Origin of the sequence: Pseudomonas sp. (assembly GCF_032058845.1) — a bacterium.
In the GTDB taxonomy this organism is placed as follows: Bacteria; Pseudomonadota; Gammaproteobacteria; order Pseudomonadales; family Pseudomonadaceae; genus Aquipseudomonas.
Genome location: NZ_DAMCCR010000065.1, coordinates 1 through 24483, shown reverse-complemented (window position 1 = coordinate 24483; position 24483 = coordinate 1). Strand labels below are relative to the sequence as shown.

Annotated in this window: 26 protein-coding genes and 1 tRNA gene; 14 read left to right on the top strand and 13 right to left on the bottom strand. The window is 64.2% G+C overall.

All coding sequences use genetic code 11. The features are described from left to right. Window positions 1-424: 424 nt before the first annotated feature. On the bottom strand, window positions 425-3034 hold the full coding sequence (acnB, locus tag RT028_RS13505; RefSeq protein WP_312935559.1) for a bifunctional aconitate hydratase 2/2-methylisocitrate dehydratase: 2610 nt from the start codon (window positions 3032-3034) through the stop codon (window positions 425-427). A gap of 407 nt (window positions 3035-3441) precedes the next feature. On the opposite strand from acnB, the gene RT028_RS13500 reads away from it, so the two are divergent. After that, entirely contained in the window at window positions 3442-3927 is a 486-nt protein-coding gene (locus tag RT028_RS13500; protein WP_312935558.1) for a DUF1289 domain-containing protein, read from the top strand. Window positions 3928-3987: 60 nt separating this feature from the next. Then, a complete protein-coding gene (locus tag RT028_RS13495; protein ID WP_312935556.1) occupies window positions 3988-4599 on the top strand; it encodes a hypothetical protein in 612 nt (203 codons plus the stop codon). 109 nt (window positions 4600-4708) lie between these two features. On the opposite strand, the gene queD is transcribed toward RT028_RS13495, so the two are convergent. After that, a complete protein-coding gene (gene queD / locus RT028_RS13490; RefSeq protein ID WP_296268603.1) occupies window positions 4709-5065 on the bottom strand; it encodes a 6-carboxytetrahydropterin synthase QueD in 357 nt (118 codons plus the stop codon). Between the two features lie 281 nt (window positions 5066-5346). After that, window positions 5347-5604, bottom strand: coding sequence for a hypothetical protein (locus RT028_RS13485; RefSeq protein ID WP_312935554.1), 258 nt, complete (start codon window positions 5602-5604; stop codon window positions 5347-5349). A 323-nt stretch (window positions 5605-5927) separates the two neighbouring features. Between RT028_RS13485 and RT028_RS13480 the strand changes: the two genes are divergently transcribed. The 5 genes from RT028_RS13480 to RT028_RS13460 all read left to right on the top strand — a co-directional run bounded on the left by RT028_RS13480 (window position 5928) and on the right by RT028_RS13460 (window position 9889). Continuing rightward, window positions 5928-6236 (top strand): PepSY domain-containing protein, encoded by a 309-nt coding sequence (locus RT028_RS13480; protein WP_312935552.1) that lies wholly within the window; start codon window positions 5928-5930, stop codon window positions 6234-6236. After that, window positions 6236-6550 (top strand): PepSY domain-containing protein, encoded by a 315-nt coding sequence (locus RT028_RS13475; protein WP_312935551.1) that lies wholly within the window; start codon window positions 6236-6238, stop codon window positions 6548-6550. Before RT028_RS13480 ends, RT028_RS13475 begins: the two co-directional genes overlap by 1 nt. Further along, complete coding sequence (locus tag RT028_RS13470; RefSeq protein ID WP_312935549.1) at window positions 6551-7219, top strand: response regulator transcription factor; 669 nt, start codon at window positions 6551-6553, stop codon at window positions 7217-7219. Continuing rightward, window positions 7216-8535 carry a sensor histidine kinase gene (locus tag RT028_RS13465; RefSeq protein ID WP_312935547.1) on the top strand — a complete coding sequence of 440 codons (1320 nt, stop codon included), beginning with the start codon at window positions 7216-7218 and terminating at the stop codon, window positions 8533-8535. Before RT028_RS13470 ends, RT028_RS13465 begins: the two co-directional genes overlap by 4 nt. A 205-nt stretch (window positions 8536-8740) precedes the next feature. Then, on the top strand, window positions 8741-9889 hold the full coding sequence (locus RT028_RS13460; protein WP_312935545.1) for an HPP family protein: 1149 nt from the start codon (window positions 8741-8743) through the stop codon (window positions 9887-9889). Here RT028_RS13460 and RT028_RS13455 read toward each other — a convergent pair. From RT028_RS13455 to RT028_RS13445, 3 genes are all read right to left on the bottom strand, one after another. After that, the gene (locus RT028_RS13455; RefSeq protein WP_312935544.1) at window positions 9863-10729 is read right to left on the bottom strand and encodes a LysR family transcriptional regulator; all 867 of its coding nucleotides are present in this window, start codon (window positions 10727-10729) and stop codon (window positions 9863-9865) included. The two genes, RT028_RS13460 and RT028_RS13455, sit on opposite strands and share 27 nt — an antisense overlap. 20 nt (window positions 10730-10749) lie before the next feature. Next, the gene (locus RT028_RS13450; RefSeq protein WP_312935542.1) at window positions 10750-12048 is read right to left on the bottom strand and encodes a leucine-rich repeat-containing protein kinase family protein; all 1299 of its coding nucleotides are present in this window, start codon (window positions 12046-12048) and stop codon (window positions 10750-10752) included. A 264-nt stretch (window positions 12049-12312) separates the two neighbouring features. Continuing rightward, a complete protein-coding gene (locus RT028_RS13445) occupies window positions 12313-12555 on the bottom strand; it encodes a hypothetical protein (RefSeq protein ID WP_312935541.1) in 243 nt (80 codons plus the stop codon). Window positions 12556-12830: 275 nt separating this feature from the next. Between RT028_RS13445 and RT028_RS13440 the strand changes: the two genes are divergently transcribed. Together RT028_RS13440 and zapE are read left to right on the top strand one after the other, a co-directional pair. Then, window positions 12831-12905, top strand: a tRNA-Gln gene (locus tag RT028_RS13440). Between the two features lie 136 nt (window positions 12906-13041). Next, window positions 13042-14151 carry a cell division protein ZapE gene (gene zapE / locus RT028_RS13435; RefSeq protein WP_409567253.1) on the top strand — a complete coding sequence of 370 codons (1110 nt, stop codon included), beginning with the start codon at window positions 13042-13044 and terminating at the stop codon, window positions 14149-14151. Between the two features lie 4 nt (window positions 14152-14155). Here zapE and RT028_RS13430 read toward each other — a convergent pair whose 3' ends face one another. From RT028_RS13430 to yegQ, 3 genes are all read right to left on the bottom strand, one after another. Continuing rightward, the gene (locus tag RT028_RS13430) at window positions 14156-14593 is read right to left on the bottom strand and encodes a YqaA family protein (RefSeq protein WP_312935538.1); all 438 of its coding nucleotides are present in this window, start codon (window positions 14591-14593) and stop codon (window positions 14156-14158) included. Continuing rightward, window positions 14593-15021 carry a DUF411 domain-containing protein gene (locus RT028_RS13425; RefSeq protein ID WP_312935537.1) on the bottom strand — a complete coding sequence of 143 codons (429 nt, stop codon included), beginning with the start codon at window positions 15019-15021 and terminating at the stop codon, window positions 14593-14595. The genes RT028_RS13430 and RT028_RS13425 overlap by 1 nt, the downstream gene beginning before the upstream one ends. Before the next feature lie 126 nt (window positions 15022-15147). Continuing rightward, window positions 15148-16467, bottom strand: a complete 1320-nt coding sequence (gene yegQ / locus RT028_RS13420; protein ID WP_312935535.1) for a tRNA 5-hydroxyuridine modification protein YegQ — start codon at window positions 16465-16467, stop codon at window positions 15148-15150. 120 nt (window positions 16468-16587) lie between these two features. On the opposite strand from yegQ, the gene RT028_RS13415 reads away from it, so the two are divergent. Next, complete coding sequence (locus RT028_RS13415; protein ID WP_312935534.1) at window positions 16588-17652, top strand: AI-2E family transporter; 1065 nt, start codon at window positions 16588-16590, stop codon at window positions 17650-17652. A gap of 50 nt (window positions 17653-17702) precedes the next feature. Here the strand turns inward: RT028_RS13415 and RT028_RS13410 are convergent, their stop codons facing one another. Further along, the gene (locus RT028_RS13410) at window positions 17703-19793 is read right to left on the bottom strand and encodes a TonB-dependent receptor domain-containing protein (protein WP_312935532.1); all 2091 of its coding nucleotides are present in this window, start codon (window positions 19791-19793) and stop codon (window positions 17703-17705) included. Window positions 19794-20021: 228 nt separating this feature from the next. On the opposite strand from RT028_RS13410, the gene RT028_RS13405 reads away from it, so the two are divergent. The 3 genes from RT028_RS13405 to RT028_RS13395 are packed head-to-tail and all read left to right on the top strand — an operon-like array spanning window position 20022 to window position 21019. After that, a complete protein-coding gene (locus tag RT028_RS13405; protein ID WP_312935531.1) occupies window positions 20022-20291 on the top strand; it encodes a helix-turn-helix domain-containing protein in 270 nt (89 codons plus the stop codon). Continuing rightward, window positions 20281-20652, top strand: a complete 372-nt coding sequence (locus tag RT028_RS13400) for a head completion/stabilization protein (RefSeq protein WP_312935530.1) — start codon at window positions 20281-20283, stop codon at window positions 20650-20652. Before RT028_RS13405 ends, RT028_RS13400 begins: the two co-directional genes overlap by 11 nt. Continuing rightward, window positions 20645-21019, top strand: a complete 375-nt coding sequence (locus RT028_RS13395; RefSeq protein ID WP_312935528.1) for a hypothetical protein — start codon at window positions 20645-20647, stop codon at window positions 21017-21019. Before RT028_RS13400 ends, RT028_RS13395 begins: the two co-directional genes overlap by 8 nt. Window positions 21020-21075: 56 nt before the next feature. Here RT028_RS13395 and RT028_RS13390 read toward each other — a convergent pair whose 3' ends face one another. Further along, window positions 21076-21465, bottom strand: coding sequence for a helix-turn-helix domain-containing protein (locus RT028_RS13390; protein ID WP_312935527.1), 390 nt, complete (start codon window positions 21463-21465; stop codon window positions 21076-21078). Window positions 21466-21668: 203 nt separating this feature from the next. On the opposite strand from RT028_RS13390, the gene RT028_RS13385 reads away from it, so the two are divergent. Further along, window positions 21669-21935 (top strand): ogr/Delta-like zinc finger family protein, encoded by a 267-nt coding sequence (locus RT028_RS13385; protein WP_312935525.1) that lies wholly within the window; start codon window positions 21669-21671, stop codon window positions 21933-21935. A 58-nt stretch (window positions 21936-21993) separates the two neighbouring features. Here RT028_RS13385 and nuoN read toward each other — a convergent pair whose 3' ends face one another. Together nuoN and RT028_RS13375 are read right to left on the bottom strand one after the other, a co-directional pair. Next, window positions 21994-23463, bottom strand: coding sequence for an NADH-quinone oxidoreductase subunit NuoN (gene nuoN / locus RT028_RS13380; RefSeq protein ID WP_312935523.1), 1470 nt, complete (start codon window positions 23461-23463; stop codon window positions 21994-21996). A 7-nt stretch (window positions 23464-23470) separates the two neighbouring features. After that, a partial coding sequence (locus RT028_RS13375) for an NADH-quinone oxidoreductase subunit M (protein ID WP_312935522.1) occupies window positions 23471-24483 on the bottom strand: 1013 nt, incomplete at its 5' end.

Below are 24483 nucleotides of genomic sequence, written 5' to 3'. Positions count from 1 at the left end.
GTTGCAGCCCTGGGTCGGCTGCGCCGCCCATCGCGGCTAAAGCCGCTCCCACAAAACGCGATCCGCGTTGCTGTTGAAAACGCCTGATCCGACCGTTTGTCAGCCCTTAGCGAAAGACAGTAGGCTCCCACACGGACCGCGCTTTCTTGTATTTCGGCAGCCTAATGCGTCCGATGTGGGAACCGCCGATCCGGCGTCTCCGCTTAGCCGCGATGGCCGGCGCAGCCGACCCAAGGCTGCAACCTAGGTCAGCCTGCCGGTGCGCGGCGGCTGAATCAGGCCGGCTGCGCCGGCCATCGCGGCAATAGCCGCTCGATCGTGCTCATCACGCTCAGATCGCCCTGTGCAGCATCGAGAATTCCTGAAACGAGAAAGCCCCGGCATCGCTGCCGGGGCTTTTTCGTATTGCGTGACTGCGGTTGGCTTACGCCTGTACCACCGGGATCTTCGCCGCTTCTGCCGCGTCGCGGAATTCCGCGATCTGGTCGAAGCTCAGGTAGCGGTAGACGTCGGCGGCCATGCTGTCGATGTCCTTGGCGTAGCCCATGTACTCCTCGACGGTCGGCAGCTTGCCGATGATCGAAGCGACCGCTGCCAGCTCAGCCGAGGCCAGATAGACATTGGTGGCATCGCCCAGACGGTTGGGGAAGTTACGGGTAGAGGTGGAGACCACGGTCGAACCGGTCTGCACACGTGCCTGGTTACCCATGCACAGCGAGCAGCCTGGCATTTCCATGCGCGCGCCAGCCTTGCCGTAGATGCCGTAGTAGCCTTCTTCGGTCAGCTGATGGGCGTCCATCTTGGTTGGCGGAGCCAGCCACAGACGGGTCGGAATACCGCCCTTGACCTTCTCCAGCAGCTTGCCGGCAGCGCGGAAGTGGCCGATGTTGGTCATGCACGAGCCGATGAACACTTCGTCGATCTTCTCGCCTTGAACGCTCGACAGCAGACGAGCGTCGTCCGGGTCGTTCGGCGCGCAGAGCACAGGCTCCTTGACGTCGGCCAGGTCGATTTCGATGATTTCAGCGTACTCGGCGTCAGCGTCAGCCGACAGCAGCTCAGGGTTGGCCAGCCAGGCTTCCATGGCTTGCGCGCGGCGCTCCAGGGTGCGTGGGTCGCCGTAGCCTTCGCCGATCATCCAGCGCAGCAGGGTGATGTTCGACTGCAGGTACTCGGCGATGGCCTTTTCCGGCAGCTTGATGGTGCAGCCCGCCGCCGAACGCTCGGCCGAGGCATCGGACAGCTCGAAGGCTTGTTCGACGGTCAGTTCGTCCAGGCCTTCGATCTCGAGGATGCGGCCGGAGAAGGCGTTCTTCTTGCCTTTCTTCTCGACGGTCAGCAGGCCGTTCTGGATGGCGTAGTACGGAATGGCGTGGACCAGGTCACGCAGGGTGATGCCAGGCTGCAGCTTGCCTTTGAAGCGCACCAGGATCGACTCGGGCATGTCCAGCGGCATCACGCCAGTAGCCGCGGCGAAGGCGACCAGGCCGGAACCGGCCGGGAACGAGATGCCGATCGGGAAGCGGGTGTGCGAGTCGCCGCCGGTGCCGACGGTGTCGGGCATCAGCATGCGGTTCAGCCAGCTGTGGATGATGCCGTCGCCTGGGCGCAGCGAAACGCCGCCACGGGTGCGGATGAAGTCAGGCAGGGTGTGGTGGGTGGTGACGTCGATCGGCTTCGGATAGGCCGCGGTGTGGCAGAACGACTGCATGACCAGGTCAGCGGAGAAGCCCAGACAGGCCAGGTCTTTCAGCTCGTCGCGGGTCATCGGGCCAGTGGTGTCCTGGGAGCCGACGGTGGTCATCTTCGGTTCGCAGTAGGTGCCGGGGCGCACGCCTTCGTTTTCCGGCAGGCCGCAGGCGCGACCGACCATTTTCTGCGCCAGGGTATAGCCCTTGCCGGTGTCGACCGGGGCTTCTGGCAGCTTGAACAGGTCAGTAGCACCCAGGCCCAGCTCGGCACGGGCCTTGTCGGTCAGGCCGCGGCCGACGATCAGCGGGATACGGCCGCCAGCGCGCACTTCGTCGAGCAGCACTTCGGTTTTCAGGGCGAAGGTGGTGACCAGCTCGTCGCTGTCGTGGCGACGCACTTCACCCTTGTACGGATAAACGTCGATGACGTCGCCCATGTTCAGGTCGGTGCAGTCGAACTCGATCGGCAGGGCGCCGGCGTCTTCCATGGTGTTGTAGAAGATCGGGGCGATCTTGGTGCCGAAGCAGAAGCCGCCTGCACGCTTGTTCGGTACGTTGGGGATGTCGTCGCCGAAGAACCACAGCACCGAGTTGGTGGCCGATTTACGCGATGAACCGGTACCGACCACGTCACCGACGTAGGCGACCGGGAAGCCTTTGGCGCGCACGTCAGCGATCTGCTGCAGCGGGCCGACCGAACCGGGTTGCTCGGGCTCGATGCCGTCGCGGGCCATTTTCAGCATGGCCAGGGCGTGCAGCGGGATGTCCGGGCGCGACCAGGCGTCTGGGGCAGGGGAGAGGTCGTCGGTGTTGGTTTCGCCAGGCACCTTGAATACGGTCAGGGTGTACTTGTCGGCGATGGCCGGACGCTTGGTGAACCACTCGCCCGCGGCCCAGGATTCCAGCACGGCCTTGGCGTTGGCGTTGCCAGCCTTGGCTTTTTCGGCGACATCGTGGAAGGCATCGAACATCAGCAGGGTGTGCTTGAGCTGTTCGGCCGCGACGGCGCCGAGGGTGGCGTCATCGAGCAGCTCGACCAGGGTCGCGATGTTGTAGCCGCCCTGCATGGTGCCGAGCAGCTGGGTGGCATGCTTGCGGTCGATCAGTGGAGATTGGGCTTCACCCTTGGCCAGGGCAGAGAGGAAACCGGCCTTGACGTAGGCGGCTTCGTCGACGCCTGGTGGTACGCGGTCAGTGATCAGTTCAAGGAGGAAGGCTTCTTCGCCGGCCGGCGGGTTCTTCAGCAGCTCGATCAGGCCTGCGGTTTGTTCGGCGTTCAGCGGCTGGGGCACGATACCCAGGGCGGCACGCTCTTCGATGTGTTTGCGGTAGGCTTCAAGCACAGTTATTACCCTCATCAGTGGTCCCAAAAGGGAGTCCGGGACGCTCATCCAGGCTTCCAGCAAGGCTGCGCAGCGACGGCTTTGTGGGCCGCCAGGCCAGGAACGCTGGAAATCCTTGCAGAAGCTGTTTTCAAAGTTTTACGCCTGTAGAACGGAAGGCTGATGAGGGGTTGGCGCGCCGCCTGCTCGAGAGCAGCGGTTGCGCCAACGCCGTTCTACCGGATTGACTGTGCTCGTGACGCTTTGAAAACAGCTTCCAACGGACATGGTTGCCTTGGAAAAGGCCGGATGATTCTACGGTAAAAACGCCTCGAGGGTAAGGCTGGGCACATGACTTTAGCGGGTGACCCTGGTTAGACAAAGGGCTAACATGGCGCCGTGTACCACCGCCCAGCTGTTGTTCTGCCATGTCCAGCAAGTCCATCAAAACCCCCTGCGTCGGCCTTTGCTCCACCGTCTATGGCGACATCGTGTGCCGCGGCTGCAAGCGTTTTCACCATGAAGTCATTCACTGGAACGCCTACGACGAAGACGCCAAGCGCGCTGTCTGGCTGCGCCTGGAGCAGTTGCTGGTGCAGGTGATGATGGCCAAGCTCGAGGTGTTCGACAAGGCGCGCCTGCGCCTGCAGCTCGAACAGCGCGCCATCCGTTTCGTCGTGCGCCAGTCCGAATACTGCTGGGCCTACCAGCTGATCGCTCGCGGCGCGCGCATGATCCGTGACCTTGACGCTTACGGCATTGCCCTGCTCCCGGAATTTCGCGAGTGGGAACTGCCGCAGTTGCGCGATGCCATCGACCGCGAGTTCTTCCTGCTGTCCGAAGCCCACTACGAACGCTACATCGCGCCAGGTTTTCTTCAGGATGCCCTGGAACAGGACCCTGTTTCCCGCTGACCTTGCCAGGTGCGCCTGGCTAGGATCGCCTTTGTCCATTTGCAGCAAAGGCGACTGACCATGAGCTTCTATCGTTTCACTCCTGAAAAAAGCATGCTGGCCCGGCTGTACTGGCAACCCACGGAAATGAACGCCGGGCAAGAGGATGCCAGCCAACTGCGACGCATCGGCGCGGTGCGCAACGGTGATACCCCTTGGGCTGCCGAAGGCTGGCTGCATGCGGGGCACGATGACTTCACCAACCACGCGGTTGCCGACTACGTGCTGTCGCGACGCAAGTTCGCCACGCAGTTCTGGCTGGGCTGCTATGCAACCAACGGTGAGCCCGACTACGAAATCCGCGCCGCCGGTGTCGATGACCTGCATCATCACTGGACCTACGCCAACTGGCGGCTGGACGTCAGCCGCAACGGCTACCTGGGCTTGTACGAAACCAGTGAGCCGGTCGGCCATGATGCGCTGGCCGACGGCAGCATGCTCTGGCGGCTGGAAGGCCTGCCGGACGACGCGCTGAGGACTGGCATCTGGTACTACGGGATCAAGCTGGTCAGCCTGCACGGCAAGTCAGTCAAGCGGGTGTACGAGGGCGGCTTTCCCTACCTCAACGAAGACCACGGCAGCGAGGGCTTCATCGCCTTGAACGTGATCAGGACAGGGGCCGCCAAGCCCTGAGTCAGTGCCGACCGTCGCAATCGTGCGCACGCGTCGTCTCGAGCGCACCTGAACAGGCCTCGCCGCGATGCCTGTCGTGGGGGGGGCTTGGGTGTGTCGAGGCGCCCCTTCAGTCGCCGGTGTATTCGCAACCGCTGGTGCAGGTTTCGTGGATGCGCACCTTGGAGAGCTCGGGCAGCAGAGGCTTGACCTGGTTCCAGATCCACTGCGCGATGACTTCGCTGGTGGGGTTTTCCAGGCCTGGAATGTCATTGAGGTAGTTGTGATCGAGCTGCTCGTAGATCGGCTTGAAGACGGCCTTGATTTCGCTGAAGTCGCGGATCCAGCCGGTGTGCGGGTCAAGCGGGCCGGTCAGGTGCAGGGCGACCTTGAACGAGTGGCCATGCAGGCGTCCGCATTTGTGGCCGGCAGGAACATTGGGCAGGCGATGAGCCGATTCGAAGGTGAACTCTTTGAAGATTTCCACGGGTGGACCTGTATCGCTGTGAAGAAGGGTGTGGGCGTCGGGAGCGTTGCCAGGGGCTGCTGCTGGCGATGGGTGGCCATTGGCAGCCGGGCGCTCGTGCAGCAAGCACGGCGGGTTCGGCGTCAGGTGCCCGACGGTGCGCGCATCTTAACCTGTTTTGCCTGAGGGGCCGGCGGATTCTGCGCCCAGTGTCGAGCGTGCCTGATCGTTGCAGGCGGCGCGCCGGGCGCCTGAGCCGGCCTGCCCGACGCCGAGGTCAGGCAGACAGGCAAGAATGGCTGTCAGCCGCGGAGCGCCTCCAGGCGCTCCCGTCCAGACGGTGTGATGGCGTTCTCCCCTTCGTCGCTGATGCGGTAGCGCCCCGACACCATTCTGGCGATCGAGAACCGTACCAGACCACTGTCGGCAAGGGCCTGGCCCGCCTCGAAACTCATGGCACGCTCCAGGTCGAAAATGCGTATTTCTCCAATCTTGTAGCGGGCAAACGCAATCAGTGCCTCGTCCAATGCCGTTTGGTCGATAGCTTGTACACGTTCCATTTGACCTCCCAGGTCGACAGCACCCCAGCCCGCCGGTGTTTACCCGGGGCTGGAGCCATTCATTGAAGGCGGGACGCTACTACTGACCGGCGCCGAGGCGGTACTGGCTTTGCATCCAAGCTGGATGGGCGGACAGGGTGGTTCGCGCACACGGTGGGCGCTGTGGCACGACGATGAAGCAGATCGCCCCCAGGCACGGTCCAAGCCCGCAGCTGTGGGCACTGCGCTGCGCTATCATGGCGCCAGCGCTTTTCAGGTTCAATTAAGCCCGCGGCAGTAGTGTTGATTGCGTAGACAACTTTGAGACCCAACGGAGTACACCCATGAAAACTTTGACTGCCCTGTTCACCGCCGCCGCCCTGACTTTCGGTAGCGCTGCTGCCTTCGCCAAAGACGTACAACCCGATGAAGTGGTCAAGCTGGTTGGCAACAAGACCATCAAGTCCCTCGAGGAGCTGAAGGCCGCTGCCGTCGCCAAGCACCCTGGCGCCACCGTTACCGACAGCGAGCTGGAAAACGAGTACGGCCGCTACATCTACAAGGTCGACCTGCGCGACACCAGCAACGTCGAGTGGGACGTGGCACTCGATGCCAAGACCGGTGAAGTGCTGAAGGACGAAAAGGACAACTGATGCAACCCCTGGCCCGGCCCGTCCGCTTTCTGGGCCTGATACTACTGGCCGCCAGCACCCTGGCGGTCGGTCGTGACCTGGACCAGGACGAAGCGCTCGAACTGCGGCACCGGGGCACCATCGTGCCCCTTGAGCGATTGCTCGAAGCTGCCCTGGGGCGTTACCCCGGGGCGCGCTTGCTGGAGGCCGAGCTCGAAGAGGAACATGACCGTTATGAATACGAAGTGGAAATCCTGACCCCCGAAGGGGTAGTGCGTGAAATCAAGTTCGATGCCGCGACCGGTGCGCTGCTCAAAGACGAGGAAGACGATTGAATGCGCCTGTTGCTGGTTGAAGACAACGTGCCCCTGGCCGATGAGCTGAGCGCCGCGTTGCAGCGCCAAGGCTATGCCGTGGACTGGCTGGCCGATGGCCGTGATGCGGTGTATCAGGGCCAGAGCGAACCCTACGACCTGATCATCCTGGACCTCGGCCTGCCGGGGCTGCCCGGGCTGGAGGTTCTGGCGCAATGGCGCGCCGCCGGCTTGCACATCCCGGTGCTGGTGCTCACCGCGCGCGGCTCCTGGGCCGAACGCGTCGAGGGCCTGAAGGCCGGTGCCGACGATTACCTGAGCAAACCCTTTCACCCCGAAGAGCTGCAACTGCGTATCCAGTCGCTGTTGCGCCGTGCCCGCGGCCTGGCCAACCAGCCCAGTCTGGAAGCGGCCGGCCTGCAGTTGGACGAGCGTCGCCAATGCATCATCCGCGACAGCGTAGAGATCCAGCTCACGGCGGCTGAATTTCGTCTGCTGCGCTACTTCATGTTGCATCCGCAACAGATCCTCTCCAAAAGCCATCTGGCCGAACACCTGTACGACGGCGAAACCGAGCGTGATTCCAATGTGCTCGAAGTGCACGTCAACCATTTGCGACGCAAGCTGGGCCGCAGCGTCATCGAGACCCGCCGCGGTCAGGGCTACCTGTACGCAGGGAGCGGCGCTTGAAGTCGATCCAGGGGCGCCTGAGCGTCGGCCTGGTTGCCGTGCTGGTGGTGGTTGGCCTGGTGCTGGCGCAGTCGACCCTGTGGCTGTTCGAGGCAGGCCTGCAACGCTACCTCGAAGCGGGGCTGCGCAAGGAAAGTGAAAACCTGCTGGCCGCACTGGTGCGTGGCTCCACGGGCATTGCGCTGGATGAGCGCAGGGTTGCCGCGGCGTATCACCGGCCGTTTTCCGGCTACTACTTTCGCATCGACTTCGCCCAGGGCCACTGGCGTTCCCGTTCGCTGTGGGACGTGGACATGCCGCGCCCCACCAGTCCAGGCCTGGAAGACAGTCAGCAGCTGGGCCCCGAGGGCCAGCAGCTGTTGATCCACCGGGCCGATTACCGGCGTCTGGGGCAGAACATCTCGATCAGCGTGGCCCAGGATTACACCCCCGTACGGCAAGGCTTTCGCCGCATGCAACAGATCGGCCTGGGCCTGGGCCTGGTCGCCCTGCTGTTGATCCTGGTGCTGCAGCGCATCACCGTGACCCGCTCGCTGCGCCCGCTGGAACGGGCGCGCCAGCAGATCGCGCAATTGCAGCAAGGCCAGCGCTCGCAGCTCGACAGCCAGGTGCCGGTCGAGCTGGAGCCGCTGGTGACGCAGATCAATCACCTGCTGGCGCACACCGAAGACAGCCTGCGCCGCTCGCGCAATGCCCTGGGCAACCTGGGCCATGCCTTGAAGACGCCGCTGGCGGTGCTGGTCAGCCTGGCCAGCAGCGAGCACGTGCGCGCCGCGCCGCAGATCAGCACCCAGATGCATGAGCAGTTGGAGCAGATTCGCCAACGCCTCACCCGCGAACTCAACCGTGCTCGCCTGGCCGGTGATGCACTGCCCGGCGCGCAGTTCGACTGCGATGCCGAGCTGCCCGGTCTGCTGGCGACATTGGGCATGATCCACGGTGAAGGCCTGATTCTGGCGCGCGACACCCCAGCGGGCCTGCAGCTACCCTGGGACCGCGAAGACCTGCTCGAACTGCTCGGCAACCTGCTGGACAACGCCTGCAAGTGGGCCGACAGCGAGGTGCGCCTGGGCATCGTCGAGCAGGAGGCCGGCTACCGGTTGTGGGTCGATGACGACGGCCCGGGGATTGCGCAAGCGGCGCGCGAACAGGTGCTCGAACGCGGCTCGCGCCTGGATGAGCAGGTGGCCGGACACGGCTTGGGCCTGGGGATCGTGCGCGATATCGTCGAGGCCTGGGATGGGCAGATGGTCTTGCTGCAGAGCCCGCTGGGCGGCTTGAGGGTCAGTGTCGAGCTGCCCCGGCGCATGCCCTGACGGCGGCCCATGAACAGCGTATCGGCCTTGGCACTGCAATAAAACTGCAGCCAACCAGCACTCTTTTGAATTGGCTGCCGCGTGCGCGCTGCGTCAAACTGCCTGGCACGCCGGAGCGCCTTGCGCTCGCCGCGCCGCCATCCACGCTCGCCGACCTGCCTGAGTTCGCCGTGCCCCTCGCTTCAACCATTACCATCCGTGACCCATGCCCAAAGCTCTGAGTTTTTTGCAGCGCGTTCTGCCCCCTTCATTGCACCTCCCACCCAGGCAGTGGCTGCGCGCCAGTCTCGGCGCGGCGTTGGCGCTGTTTCTCGCCGGCTACCTGTGCAGCCTGGCCTTCGGTCCGGGGATTGCGTTGCATCTACTGGGCCCTTTGGCGGCGTCGGCTGTATTGGTGTTCGCAGTACACTCCGGGCCGCTGGCGCAACCCTGGCCGGTCTTCGGCAGCTACGCCACGGCGTGCCTCACAGGGCTGCTGCTGCGCCACGGTCTGGGCAGCGAGTTATGGGTTGCAGGTGCCGCGCTGGGGATGTCGCTGGTGGTGATGTGCCTGCTGCGCTGCCTGCACCCGCCGGGCGGGGCCGTGGCGGTAACCGCCGTGCTGGCCGATCCTGGCATGGTTGCGCTGGGTGATCACCTGCTCGAGCCTGTGTTGCTCAACGTGCTGATCCTGCTGGCGGTGGCCGTGGCCTACAACGGCCTGACCGGGGTGCGCTACCCCAAGGCGCCGCCGCGCAAAGACCCGCACCAGACGCTCGACCCGCCGCCCGGTGAGCGGGTCGGGGTCACCGGTGATGATCTCGATCAGGCGCTGGAGGCCTTGGGCGAATACGTCGACGTCAGCCGCGACGAGCTGGAGCGCATCATCCAGGCCACGGAGCAGCAAGCGCTGCGCCGCAGCCTGGGCGGCCTCAGTGCGGCCTCGGTGATGGCCCGGGACGTGCAGTTCGCGACGCCGCACACCACCCTTGAACAGGCTTGGGCGCAGCTGTCGAGCCATCATCTGAAGACGTTGCCGGTGCTCGACGCGGGCCAGCTGGTCGGCATCGTCAGCCTCAGTGACCTGGTCGCCCCGGCCATGGCCCGCAGCCGTTTCAGCTGGCGCCGGCCGTTTGCCCGGCAACCCGTACACCTGGCGCAGATCATGAGCCGGCGCGTGGTCAGCGTGGCCAGTGACGAGCCGTTGCAGCACCTGCTGCCGCTGTTGTGTGAGCAGGGCCTGCACTGCCTGCCGGTGCTGGAGGGCGGGCGGTTGATCGGGATGATTACCCAGACCGACCTGCTCGCCGGCCTCAAACGGCATCTGCTCAGCGCCCGGTCGGCCGCCTCAGGCGAGCGGGTCCCAGCGCTGTGACCAGTCACTGGTGCCGCCCTCGACCAACCTGCGCAGCATCTGCAGGGCGTGCTGCAGCGCGGGGTTGTCGTCCTTGCGCGGATAGACGAGAAACGTCGGGTAGGTGAATTCCGGTGCGTGCGGCACGCGCTCCAGCACGCCGCTGTCGAGGTAGGCCTGCACCACTCGGGTGCGGAAGTAGCCGCTGCCGCCGCGTTCGAGAATGAACTGCAGGGCCAGCGGCCCCAGATTGAACGACAGCGCCGCCCGGGCGCAGTCTGGCAGCGCCGCATCATGCTGGCGGCGGAAGGTCTCGCCCCAGTCGATGTAGAGGTAGGGTGCATGGCGGCCGACCCGGCGCACCTGGACCAGCTTTTCCTCCAGCAACTGTTCAACCTGCAGCCCGGGCCCGTAGCTGGGCTGATACACCAACGCCGCGTCCAGCAGGCCGGCCTCGACCTTGCGCAGCAGGGACTCGCCGTCACCCACTTCACTGCGCAAGCTCAGCTCGGGCTGCGCGTCATGCAAGGCGCTGACCCATTCCAGCAACAGCGGATTACCCAGGCTTACTTCTGCACCCAGGTGCAGCCGCTGACGCTGCCCCGTCGGCAGTGGCAACTCGCGACGGGCCGCCTCCCAGGTTTGCACCAGCTGGTGAGCGTAGGGAACGAAGGCTTCTCCGTCGACGGTCAGGCTCACGCCGCTGCGCCCGCGCAGGAACAGCTTGCAGCCCAGGTGCTGCTCCAGGCGCTGCACCCGCGCCGTGATCGCCGTTTGCGAGACGAACAGCTGCTCCGCCGCAGCGACCAGGCTGCCGCAGCGGATGATTTGTAGAAAGGTTCGGGCCTGATCGATGTCCATGGGGGCTCGCGGGCGAGGGGTCAGTGGGCGCTGGCAGTCAGCCGCTGGTGCAGCTCGGCGGCCAGATCGGCGAAGCACGGGCGCAGCGCGACGGCCGGCTGCACGCAGCGTTCGGCCATGACGTGCAGGGGGCCATGTGCATGCGCGCCAAGCGTCAGCAGCTCCTGCAGCAGAATGCCGAAAGCGCGCACTTCCAGTGCCTGCAAGGCGCCGCCCGGCGGATAGAACGACGCTGCGCCGAAGTCGCCCAGCAGGCACTGGCCGCTGGCCTCCTGGAAGAGGATGTTGTGGCCATACAGGTCGCCGTGGTTGATGCCGCGGCCATGCAGGTGCGCAGCCACCGAGGCGATGCCCTCGGCCAGGCGCAGCAAGGCTGGCAGGGTCAGCCTCGGGCCTGGGCCATAGTGATCGCGTGTGCAGCTGTCCAGCGTCGGCGGGCCGGCCAGGTTGTGCCATTGCGCGGGGATGCGTTGCATGACCAGCGCGGGCAGCTGCTCGGGATGATCGTCCACCCGGCCGGCCACCTGAACCAGGTGCGGATGGTCACCGGCCGCCAGGCAGGCCGTCATTTCAGCCTGGGGCGAGCCATCGCTGGTGATCGCTCCCTTGTAGACCTTGACCGCCACCGGCGCGGCTTGCGCCGTCCACCGGGCGGCATGAATGACACCCGAAGCGCCGCGGCCCAGCTCACCTTCCAGGGTCAGCGCCGACCACTCGATGCGCGCGCAGGCAGCCGCTTGGTGCGGCGGTTGAAAGCCGCGCGGCAGGGGGTTGTCGGCATAGGCCAGCCAGGCCAGGCGCGGCAGCTGCAGCAGCCAGCCGGGCAGGGCAGTCAGGCGGTTGCTGGCGATGCGCAGCAACTCCAGCCGCTGACACTGCTGGAGGCTTTCGGGCAGGGCAGTGAGGCGATTGCCGGCCAGCATCAGTTTTTGCAGGTGCTGGCACTGGCCCAGCGTCTCGGGAAGCGTTTCGATCAGGTTGTCGGTCAGGATCAAGGCGCGCAGCGCGGCGGGCAACGCGTTTGCGCTCACCTGGCAGATGCGGTTGCTCTTGAAGCCGACCGTTTCCAGCTGCGCGCAGGCGCCGACGGCTTCGGGCAGTTCGGTGAACAGGTTGTCCGAGCAGAACAGCACCTTCAGGCGGTGCAGACGGTGCAGATCTGCCGGCAGCTCGGTCAGCTGGTTGCCCGTCAGGTTGAGGACTTCCAGGCTGTCGGCCAGCGCGAAGATCTCTGACGGAAAGTGGCGCAGTTGCGCGCTGAGGTCGAGGCGGGTGACGCCGAGCAGACGGCCGGCGCGAAGGTCATCAAGGCTGTGCATGGGCCAAGGGCCAGGTAGCGGGAGAGGGCGGCATCATAGCGATACCCGGGCGCCAGGGCCAATCGACCGGGCACACTGCGACTCGGCCTCCTCACGACGCGCAGCGTGTGGTGTGGATGCCGTGCCGCCCATGCGGCTGCGCCATGGACCGCGGTGGCCCAGGATAAACGGGCGCTATCGCGCGCTTCACACAGCCCGACCTCCGTTCGAGCGACCAGAGACAGAGCTGTCCGGCGTCCACGGCGCGCGCTGCGCGGCGACCGTTCAGACCTTGCGGGTCAATTGCTTCTCGATCATGTACTTCACGGCCAGGCGCCGTTCCTTCAAGTGACGCAGGTCTTCATCGACATAATTGCCGGCGGAGATCGATTCGGCTGCCAGCACCTGGTTGTCGATGTCGACGTAGTCGTCCAGAAGGCGATCGAGGTCGGCATCCGATTGGCGGCGTTGCTGAACGATTTCGCGGGGGTACTGCAGATCCTGATACAGATCATGTGAGACGGGCATGACATCCTCCTGATGGGTACCTGAGTCGGTTAAAGGGTTGGAATGATGAAACGCGCCGTTGTTAAGCGAAGCGGCCAGGAAAACCGATGAACGGTGAGTTGCAGCTTGTGCAGATCGTGCCTGGCTGGTAACTCGCTGTTTTCTGGAATTTTTTTTCGAGCAAGGCTTCCCAGTGCCGACCTTTGTTGATAAAGTGCCACGCATTCCTCGGCAACACAGTTGTCATCCAGCAGGAAGCGTCAATCCGGCAGTCACTCGACCCGCCGAATCGATACAGGGGCGTCGCCAAGCGGTAAGGCAGCAGGTTTTGATCCTGCCATGCGTTGGTTCGAATCCAGCCGCCCCTGCCATTATCTACACGCATAGCTATCCACATGCACAGTTCACTCGCCTTCGGCACATGCTGACGGTGAGGTTTTTCGTGTCTGTCGCTTTTCAGGTCGTGGTGCCTGGGCGCCACGCGTAAGCCAGGGGTTTTCCCAAGTCATGCCGATGCCAGCCCCACTCATCCAGTACCAGTCGGCCCTTGCCCGCGGCGAGATCGTCGCGGACGCCGCCCAGGCCCGTGCGGTCGATGCCCTGCAGGCCTGCTTCGAGCGCCTGCAGCAGGGTTCGCCCAGCCAGGGCGTGTACCTCTGGGGCCCGGTAGGCCGGGGCAAGACCTGGTTGATGGACCTGTTTTACAGTGCCCTGAGCGTACCCGCGCGCCGCCAGCACTTTCATCACTTCATGGCCTGGGTCCACCAGCGGCTGTTTCAGCTCAGCGGCACCGCCGATCCCCTGAGCGCCTTGGCGCGCACCTTGGCCCAAGACATTCGCGTGCTGTGCTTCGACGAGTTGTTCGTCAGCGACATTGGCGATGCAATGTTGCTGGGGCGGCTGTTCCAGGCGCTGTTCGCCCACGGTGTCGTGCTGGTCGCGACCTCCAATCAGCCACCCGAGCAGCTCTACAGCGAGGGCTTCAATCGGCAACGCTTTCTGCCGGCGATCACGGCCATGCAGCAACACATGCGGATCCAGGCCGTAGACGGTGAGCAGGATCATCGTCTGCACCCCGGGGCTGCCTGCCAGCGCTACTGGGTCACCCCGCCCGGCCAGCCCACGGCTTTGCAGGCCGTGTTCGCGCGCCTCAGTGCCGGCCAGCCGTGCAGCGCTCAAGCACTGACGGTTGGCGCTCGGACGATCACGGTCATCGGGCGTGCCCCGCGCGTGGTCTGGTGCCATTTCGATGAGCTGTGTACGCAACCGCTGGGCGCCCTCGAGTTCATGGCATTGTGCGACCAGTTCACGGCCATTTTGCTGCAAGGAGTGCCGTGCCTGAGCGGGGTGCAGCAGGCCGGCCGCATAGCCCGCGGCACCGAGGACGGGCCGCAACGGGTGGCCGCAGGCGACCGGATGCTGCCCACGCTGGCTGCAAAGGACGACAGCGTGCGTCGGTTCATCGCGCTGGTCGACGAATGCTATGACCGCCGCGTGGCCCTGTACCTGGAAGCCGAGGTCCCGCTGACGCAGCTGTACACCGAGGGTTACCTGGCGTTTCCCTACCAGCGCACCTTGAGCCGCTTGCTCGAGATGCAATTGCAGCGCTTCGCCTGAACGGTCAGCGGGTCGTGAATACGCCCAGGGTAATCATCGCCACCACCAGGTAGCGACCGGCCTTGGCCAGCGTGACCAGCAGCAGGAAACGCCAGAGCGGCTCACGCAGGATGCCGGCGATCAACGTCAGTGGATCGCCGATCACTGGCATCCAGCTCAGCAGCAACGACCAGCAGCCCCAGCGCCGGTAGCGCTGCTGGGCGCGTTCCAGTTGCCCGGCAGTGAACGGAAACCAGCGCCGGTGCCGCAGCCGGTCGAGCAGGTGGCCCAGCCACCAGTTCACCCATGACCCCAGCACGTTGCCCGCGGTGGCTACCAGCACCAGCGCCACCCACGCTTCGGGCTGGCGTAGCAGCAGGCTTGCCAGCACGGCCTCCGACTGCAACGGCAGCAGTGTGGCAGCCCCGAAGGCGCTGAAGAACAGCGCCGTCCATACCAGCATCAGTACTGTGCGACCGGCACATCCTGGCCATCGTGGGTCAGGCCGATGACCTGATAAGCGTCCTGGCGATCACCCATCTCCATGCCCGGCGAGCCGATCGGCATGCCCGGCACCGCGATGCCCTTCAAATCATCACGGGCGAGCAGCGCGTGGATCTGTTCGGCCGGCACATGGCCTTCGACGAACTTGCCGTCGATCACCGCGGTATGGCATGAGGCCAGGCGCGGCGCCACGCCCAGGCGCTGTTTCACCGCACTCATCTGCGGTTCGACGTGGTCGTTGACGGTGAAGCCGTTGTCTCGCAGGTGGCTGATCCAGTGCTTGCAGCAGCCGCAGTTGGGGTCGCGGTACACATCGATGGTCTGAGCGGCCTGGGTCAGGCCGGCAGCGGCAAGCAGAGTGAGGGTCAGCAGGTGTTTGCGCAGCATGGTCAAGGCGCCTCCGGACGCAAGGATGAGCGAGCCCCGCGCGGCGGGTGACCGAGCATAGGGCTCAACAGGGTGATTGTCACCGTGGGCAACTGACAGCAACCTGAGCGGCAGATGACGAAACGGTCAGGTTCGCAGGTCACGCATCAGCAGGCCGAATTCCAGTGACACGCCTTCGGGAATCGGCAGGTACACCACATGGCCATCCCCCGGCGCCACCTCGATCGCCTGCTGCTGGCGGTCGAACAGGCGGTGCAGGTCGAAAGGGTAGTTGCCGCGCGGGGTCATCAGCTCCAGATGATCGCCCACTGCAAAGCGGTTCTTCACCCTGACCTCGGCCAGCCCGTCGACACGTGCGCCCGTCAGTTCACCCACGAACTGCTGGCGCTCGGACTGCGAATTGCCGCGCAGATAGTTCTGGTATTCGTCATGCACGTGGCGGCGCAGGAAACCCTCGGTGTAGCCGCGCTGGGCGAGCGATTCGAGGTTGTCCATGAGGGTGTGGTCGAACGGCTTGCCGGCGGCGGCATCGTCGATCGCCTGACGATAGGCCTGAACCGCGCGGGCGCAATAGAAGTGCGACTTGGTGCGCCCTTCGATCTTCAGCGAGTGCACACCCATTTCGGCCAGGCGCTGCACATGCTGCACGGCGCGCAGGTCCTTGGCATTCATGATGTAGGTGCCGTGCTCGTCCTCGAAGGCCGGCATGTCGTCTTCAGGACGGCTGCTTTCCTGCAGCAGGAACACCTGATCGGTAGGCGCACCCAGGCCCAGGGTCGGATCGACTTCGCGCACGATCTCGCCGGTGACGTTCTCGGTGGCTTCGCTGGCCTGGTATTTCCAGCGACAGGCGTTGGTGCAGCTGCCCTGGTTGGCGTCGCGTCGGTTGAGGTAGCCCGACAACAGGCAACGCCCCGAATAAGCCATGCACAAGGCGCCGTGCACGAACACTTCCAGCGACATGTCGGGCACCTGCTGGCGTATTTCCGCGATTTCTTCGAGCGACAGCTCGCGCGACAGAATCACCCGTGTCAGCCCCAGTTGCTGCCAGAAGCGTACGCTGGCCCAGTTCACGGTGTTGGCCTGCACCGACAAGTGCACCGGCATGTCCGGAAAGTGCTGGCGCACCAGCATGATCAACCCGGGGTCTGACATGATCAGCGCATCCGGGCCCATGGCGATCACCGGTGCCACGTCCTTGAGAAAGGTTTTCAGCTTGGCGTTGTGCGGCGCGATGTTGACCACAACGTACAGCCGCTTGCCCAGTGCGTGTGCCTCCTCGATGCCTTGGGCGAGGGTGGCGTGGTCAAAATCATTGTTGCGTACCCGCAGGCTGTAACGCGGCTGGCCGGCGTAGACGGCGTCGGCGCCATAGGCGAAGGCGTAGCGCAAGGTCTTCAGTGAGCCGGCGGGAGCCAGCAATTCGGGCTTGGCGGGAAGGGTCATGGCGCACCTGGCAAAAGGCGCGAATGCTAAGGCGCGAGACGCTGCGCAGTATTGATCTGCATCAACGGCACTTTTGCCAGATCGCCGTGCACTAAAGGGGTGAATTCTCGAGGAAACTTCATGAACGAAACTGTACTGCAGAACAAGGCGCTGACCGTGTTGCTCGCCGCGGTCACCATTGCCTTCATCTGGATCTTGCTGCCGTACTACGGCGCGGTGTTCTGGGCCGTGGTGCTTGCGATCATCTTTACCCCCATGCAGCGCAAGATGCTCATGCGTTTCAACAAGCGTCGCAACCTCGCTGCCGGTGCCACGCTGTTCATCTGTCTGACCATCGCCATCCTGCCCGTGATCGTCATCAGCGGCCTGCTGGTGCAGGAAGGCGCGTCCTTGTACCAGCGTATCCAGAGCGGCAACCTGGACATCGCCGGCTACCTCGAGCACGCCAAGAACATGCTGCCCACCTTCGCCCAGAACGGCCTGGATCGCCTAGGTGTCGGCAACCTCGACGGCCTGCGCGCGAAGATCACCCAGTTCGCCAGCCAGGGCAGCCAGTACCTGGCGACTCAGGCGTTCAGCTTCGGCCAGGGCACGTTCGACTTCATCGTCAGTTTCGGCATCATGCTGTACATCCTGTTCTTCTTCCTGCGTGAAGGGCCGGAAACGGCACGCAAGATACGCCAGTGCGTGCCGCTGCCCGAAGAGCAGAAGCGCCGTCTGCAGCTGAAATTCAACCGTGTGGTGCGCGCGACCGTCAAAGGCAACCTGGTGGTGGCCATCACCCAAGGCGCGCTGGGCGGGATCATCTTCTGGATCCTCGATATCCCCAGTGCCCTGGTCTGGGCCGTGCTGATGGCGTTTCTCTCGCTGCTGCCGGCCGTGGGTGCCGGCATCGTCTGGGGGCCGGTGGCGGTGTATTTCCTGGCCACGGGGATGTTCTGGCAAGGCATCGTCCTGACCGCCTATGGCGTGCTGGTGATCGGCCTGGTGGACAACGTGCTGCGCCCGCTGCTGGTCGGCAAGGACACCAAGATGCCGGACTACCTGATCCTGGTCTCGACGCTGGGCGGTATGGCGGTGTTCGGCCTCAATGGTTTCGTGATCGGCCCGTTGATCGCCGCGCTGTTCATTTCCAGCTGGGCGATCTTCTCGAACAACCAGCCGAAGGTGAACCTGCCGGACTGATCGTTGCGCCATCCCAGGCCCGAACCGGCGTACCGGTTCGGGCCTTTTTTTTACTGGAAGCTGTATGACACGCCGACATAGGCCGCGCGACCTTCACCCGGGGTCGCGCGCGCGATGTCCTGGCCCTTGTCATCGAAGCCCGGCGTCACGGTGGCTGCATAGCGTTCGTCAGCGAGGTTGCGCAGGTCGAGCCAGGTCTGCCAGTCCTGCTTGGGCGAATTCCAGCCCAGGCGCGCGCCGAAGGTGGCATAGCCCGTGGCGTGCTGGCTGTTGGCGTAATCGACCTGCACCTTCGACGCGAGCTGAGTATTGCCCGCGACGTAGAGGCCGCTCGGCCAGTCATAGCGCAGTTCGCCCTGGTAGTAGTGCACCGGCAGGCCCGGCAGGCGGTTGCTGCCAAAGCGTGGGTCATCGCGGTAGTGGAAGTCGCTGTAGGTGTAGGCCTGACGCAGACCGAGTCGGCCGCCATCACGCGCTTGCCAGAGCGTGCTGTCGAGGCCTGCTTCGATGCCTTGATGGACCGTTGGGCTGGCGTTGAACTCCGCCGTGCTGATGTTCGGCACCAGTTCGACCGCCAGCAGTTCATGCCTGACCTGGGCGTAGTACCAGGCCACGTCCCAGCGGCCCAGGGTCGAGTCGCCACGTGCGCCCAGTTCCAGGGTGGTGGCGGTCTGGTTCTGCATCTCGATCGGTTGAATCTGCCCGCCGGCAACGGGCGGCGAACTCCAGATCAAGGCCCACGGGTGCGGCGGTTCGACCGAGCGGCTGAGGGTGCCGTAGACCTGCAGGGCAGGGTCGATGTCATAGCGCAGGCCGATGCGCGGGGCGTAGTCCCAATCGTGCTGGCTGACCTTGCCGCCCTGGGCCGGGTAACTGACATCGCTCTCGCGGCGGGTGTAGAGCAGGGCCAGGCCGGTGCTCAGCCACAGCTCGGGGATCAGCTCGAGGTCGTTGCTGGCGTGCAGCACGGTGTCCGAACCCTGATAGCTGAAGTCACGCGTGCGCGTGCCGACCGGGCGCATGCCGTTGGCAGGCTCCGGCACCCGGACGAACTCGGAGGCGCCGGTGTTGGGCAAGTGCTTGCTGGTGCGCCAGCCGACGCGGGTCTCGCTCTCATGGCCGGCCAGGGTATCGCGGCGCTGGTAATCCAGCGTGCCGCTGATGTCGCTGTAGGCCACCTTCAGGCGGTTGGGGCCTTCGCGCAGGTCCATGGGGAAGTCGTGATAGACCAGCCCGGCGACCAGGCTGGAATCGTCGTCGAACCTGTAGGTGGTCTTGTTCGCCAGCCAGGTGCTGCCCGGTTGCGGGCGGCTGGCGTCACGGCGCAGGTAGACCGGATTGGCGGCACGCGGGTCATGGCGGATCTGTTGCTGGGTGAGGCGTCCGGCCAGATCGTTGTCGGTTTCGCGGTAGCGCAGGTAGAAGCGAGTCTCCAGGTTCGGGTTGAAGCGGTAGCCAAGGTTGGCGGCCAGGCCTTTGGCGCTGCCGCTGCTGTGGGTCTGGTAACCGTCGTAGTGCATGTCGGTCAGGGCGAGGTAATAGTCCAGGTCCCCGATCACCTGGCCCGAGCTGACCTGGCGATGGCTGTAGCCACGGCTGCCCACTTCGTAGCGCACCTGCAAGGGCGCTGCGTCGAAGCCGGTGTGGGTGATGTAGTTGATCGCGCCGCCCAGGGCCAGTGCGCCGTGCTGCATGCCATTGGCCCCGCGCAGCACTTCGACCCGATTCAGCCACAACGGCTCCAGCAACTCATAGGGCGTACCCCCAGGGCCGGTCAGCGGCAGGCCGTCGAACATGGCGTACACCCCGGAGCCATGGGCGCCCGGCGCGCGGTTGATGCCAGAGCCACGAATCGACAGCTTGATGCCTTCATTGCCGGCTGACTGGGCAAATACGCCCGGCTGATAGGCCAGCACATCCTGATTGCTCGACACGCGCCCCTGTTCGACCTGCTGGAGGTCGATCAGGTTGCTGGCGCCGGGCTGCGCCTGCAGGCGCGCAGCAGCGCGCTCGGTGTCGCTGCTCGATTCGGTGATGACCACCTGGCCCAGTTCCACAGGTGCGGGATCGGCGGCGCTGGCGGCAGCCGGTAGCAGGGCCAGAACGCTCAGGCAGCGGGCGAAGGGTAGGGCGGGATGCATCGAGCAACTCCAATCGATAAGCACACGGACAATCGCGTTGAGACGCACGTAACGGGCTGCGAAGCACGGTTGTTCTTCATTCACGTGCGCCGTGGCCCCCAGAAGACGTTCTTGTCGCCACACGCTTTACAAGTGCAGCGCGTGGAAGCAGCGCCAGCCGCTTCGTAAGGTACAACCTTCGCCAACCCGGGCTGCCGGGAACGGCCCACATGCTTGCGGAGCCCCACAATGTACACAGCTCAAACCGTCACTCCTGACCGGCAAGACCCTTCGGCCATTCGCCTCACCCCCCGAGAGCAGCAGGTGCTGCTCTGGTGCGCCTACGGCAAGACGTCGTGGGAGATCGGGCAGATCCTGGGCTGCAAGGAGTCCACAGTGAATTTTCATGTCGGCAACCTGCTGCGCAAATTCGACGTTGAAACGCGTGTGGCGGCAGTCATCAAGGCCATTCGCTATGACCTGCTGGGTGATCCTGAGGAGATGAAGGATGAACGCTGAAGCAAGCGACCCGGCGACGTGCCTGAGGCCGGGGGCGCGCTACGCCGATGATCACGATCCGTTCTGGCCGCGCACTGAGTTGCACGCGTTGCGCGGCCAGCTGGGTCTGGATGAATCGGTCACCGACGCGCAGTTGCAACTGGCGGCGCGCAGCGCGGCCATCACCGCGGCGCGAGAGTTCGCCCAGTGGCGTCGGGTGCTGCGCGATCGCGGGTTCAAACGCCTGGAGGACATCGCCGCGCATGCCCCTGGGCGGGTGTTGTCGCGCTGCTACCGTGAATGCCTGAAACGTGCGACGCGCTGTGCGCTGGCCCACACCTCATGTGCGCAGACGGGGCCGCCGGAGGTGGTCCATGATTGATGATTCGCTGGTGCAGGCGTGCAAGCAGGCCATCGCGCAATGTCTGGGCATGGAGGTACAAGTGCTGTACGGCGCGATGTTGGGTGCATTGCTGGTCAGCCTGGCGCGTGGGCGCATGAAGGTATGGCTGATGCTCGGTGCTGGCTCGCGCCGCTCTGTACGCAAGAGCGTGGTGCTGATGGTGTTGAGCACAGGGGTGGGATGCCTGTTTGAACCCCTGATCGTCAGCCTTGCGCCGATGCTGGCAGGTGGCATGGCCGCCTTTTCGGCGGCCGTGGTGGTGATCCCGATCAGCTTGAAAATCATGGTCTGGCTGGACGGTCTGGACCTGCAGGAGCTGCTCCAGCGCTGGAAGCGACGGGGTTGATGCGCAGTGACACGCTGGCGTAGCTATGCCGTAGTGTCACCGCGTGTCCACGGACGTCAGCGCTGCACAGCGATCAGCTGTTCGTTGAGGGCCTGAACCTGCTGCTCCAATTGTTGCAAGCGCTGTTTGTCCTTCACCTGAAGCAGGATGGCTTCGCGGTCGGGCAGCGTGAGGGTGCGCAGTTGCGCCAGCATGCCTGTTTCCCACTCCTCGAGCGTGGCAGGTGCGCGCTGCGGTTCGCCTTCGCCCAGCAGTAGCCAGTCGAGAGAGCACGCATAAGCGCGCGCTATATCTACGCAAAGTGCGTATGGCACGCTGTCGCGGACCTTCCAGCTGCTTAGCGTTTGCGGGCTGATCTGCAATGTCCTGGATAGCTGAGCATCGCTCTGCGCACGGGTTAATAGCTTCAAGCGGGTGAGTACTAGGCTTAGAGGAGTGTTACTCATAATGAATATCCATGACTAGTTAACGGTCTTTTCTGAGCGTAAACTACTCGTTACAAATACTGGTCTTATGATTGATTGAGAACTTCTGGCATGAGCGTCGACAACATGAAAATTACCCTTACAGTAGTCGAGAATACTGACACACATTGCGGATTTTACTTACATCCTCGGGGAACAGAATCAGTCACTTGCTGGAGCGGGCTGTGAGCGCCTACAAACTGGTCTGTCCGCATTGCCATAGTCGGATGCGCATCCGGACCAGTGAAGGCAAACACATTTTTTTGCGTATCGCCTATCTGCAGTGCTCGGCCGAGGCATGCGGTTGGTCGGTGCGTGCCGAGTTCGAGATGACTCACGAGCTTTCGCCCAGCGGCATGCCCAACCCCGAGGTCAGACTGCCCAAGGCTGACCGCGAGCTGCGCCGGGCCGCGCTGACCAAGGACGCGGACGGCGCAGCGGCGCAGGCGTGACTTCCGAAAACAAAACACCCCGCCAAGGCGGGGTGTTTTTGTGTCTGCAGTTCAGCCATCAGCCGAGCAGTGGCAGACCCGCCTGCTGCACCAGATCGAGCAGTGGTTGCGGATAGACACCTAGGACGAATGCCAGGATGGCAATGGCCAGCAGCATCACGCCACCGGTGCGCTGCTCCCACTTCAACGGGGCATCGTGACGACGCAGGTTCGGTTCAGCGAGGTACAGCGTCACCATCACACGCAGGTAGTAGTAGACGCCGATGGCGCTACCTATCACCAAGGCACCCACCAGCCACCACAGTTGCGACTGCACGCCGGTGGCGACGATGTAGAACTTGCCGATGAAGCCCGCAGTGAGCGGAATACCGGCCAGCGACAGCATCATCACGGTGAGCACGGCCGTCAGGTAAGGACGACGCCAGAACAGCCCGCGGTACTCATAGAGTGCATCGGCATCACGCCCCGCATAGGGCGAAGACATCAGGGTGATGACGCCGAATGCGCCCAGGCTGGTGATCACATAGGTGACCAGATACACGCCCATCGCTTCCATGGCCAGGCCCTTGCTCGCGACCAGCGCGATCAGCAGGTAGCCAAAGTGCGCGATCGAGGAGTAACCCAGCAGACGCTTGAGGTTGCTCTGGGTCAGCGCCAGCAGATTGCCAACCAGAATCGATGCAACGGCAATCACCGCCAGTACGGTGCTCAGCACGCCACTGCTGGCAGCAGGTGAGAGCATGAACAGGCGTACCACCACGGCGAACACTGCCACCTTGCTGGCGGTTGCCAGGAACGCGGCCACTGGCGCCGGGGCGCCCTCATAGACATCCGGGGTCCACAGGTGAAACGGCACCAGCGACAGCTTGAAGGCCAGGCCCACCAGCATCATGCCCAGGCCCAGTTGCGCCAGCAGGCTTGGCATACCGGTGCTGGCCAGAGCCTTGCCGATGCCCGCGAAGCTCAGGCTGCCGGCGTCGGCATAGAGCAGCGCCATGCCGAACAGCAGGAACGCCGAACCTGCGGCCGACAACACCATGTACTTGATGCCGGCTTCCAGCGAGCGCTTGTTGAAGAACGCGTAGGCCACCAGGCCGTAGACCGGCACCGAGAGCAGCTCCAGACCGATGAACAGCCCGGCCAGGTGGTTGGCGCTGACCAGCACCAGGCCGCCCAGGGCCGACATCAGCAACAGCAGGTACAGCTCTTCGCGGTTGCCAGGGTAGCCCGTGGCGCCTTCACCCAGGTAGGCATGGGCCAGGGTCACGCAGGCCAGTGTCGCCACCAGCATCAGGGCCATGTACAGGCAGGCGAAGTAGTCGATGGTGATCAGGCCGGTCACCGCCAACGGGGCGACTTTCATGGCCGGGATGATCGACAGCAGGGCCAGGTTCAGGCCGATGGTGGACAGCAGGAAGGTCTGTGAATGATTGCGCTTCCAGGCGATCGCCAGCATCACCACGACCGTGGTGATCGTGGTGATGAGCATCGGCGCCAGTGCGATGAAGTGTTGTGTGGTGAATTCCATAGCGCTCTTACCGGGCCGAAGCGAGTTGAGTGAAAGCGGAACCGAGCCACTGCTGCACACCGCTCATGGTGGCGGCAGAAGTGTCGAGGAACGGCTGCGGGTACACGCCCAGCACGATCAGCAGGACCGCGAGGCCCAGCACCATGGTCAGCTCGCGGCCGTCCATGCCGGCCAGCACGGTATCGCCCTTGGACGGACCGAAGTAGGCGCGGTGAATCATGATCAGCGAGTACACAGAGCCGAACACCAACCCTGTCGTGGCAATCACGGTGAACCATGGGGCAGTGGCAAAGCTGCCGATCAGGATCAGGAACTCACCGACGAAGTTGCCGGTGCCCGGCAGGCCCAAGGAAGCCGCCGCAAAGAACAGGCTGATGGCTGGCAGGTAAGCGATGCGGTGCCACAGGCCGCCCATCTGGCGCATGTCACGGGTATGCAGGCGCTCGTACAGCTGGCCGCTGAGGATGAACAGCGCCGCCGCCGAGACACCGTGGGCGAGCATCTGGATCACGGCGCCTTGCAGCGCTTGCTGGCTGCCCGAATAGATACCGATCAGCACGAAGCCCATGTGCGAGACGCTGGAGAACGCGATCAGGCGCTTGATGTCGGTCTGTGCGAAGGCCAGGAAGGCGCCGTAGAAGATACCGATCAGGCCCAGGGTCATGGCAATCGGCGCGAACTCCGCCGAGGCATTGGGGAACAGCGGCAGGGCAAAGCGCAGCAGGCCGTAGGCCGCTGTCTTCAGCAGGATACCGGCCAGGTCGACCGAACCAGCGGTCGGCGCCTGGGCGTGAGCGTCAGGCAACCAGGAGTGGAACGGGACCACCGGCAGCTTCACCGCGAAGGCGATGAAGAAGCCCAGCATCAGCAGGTATTCGACGCCCGACGGCAGTTCGGCCTTGAGCAGGTCGCTGTAGTTGAAGGTCAGCACGCCGGTGGTGTTGTAGTTGAACAGCACCAGACCGAGGATCGCCACCAGCATGATCAGGCCGCTGGCCTGGGTGAAGATGAAGAACTTGG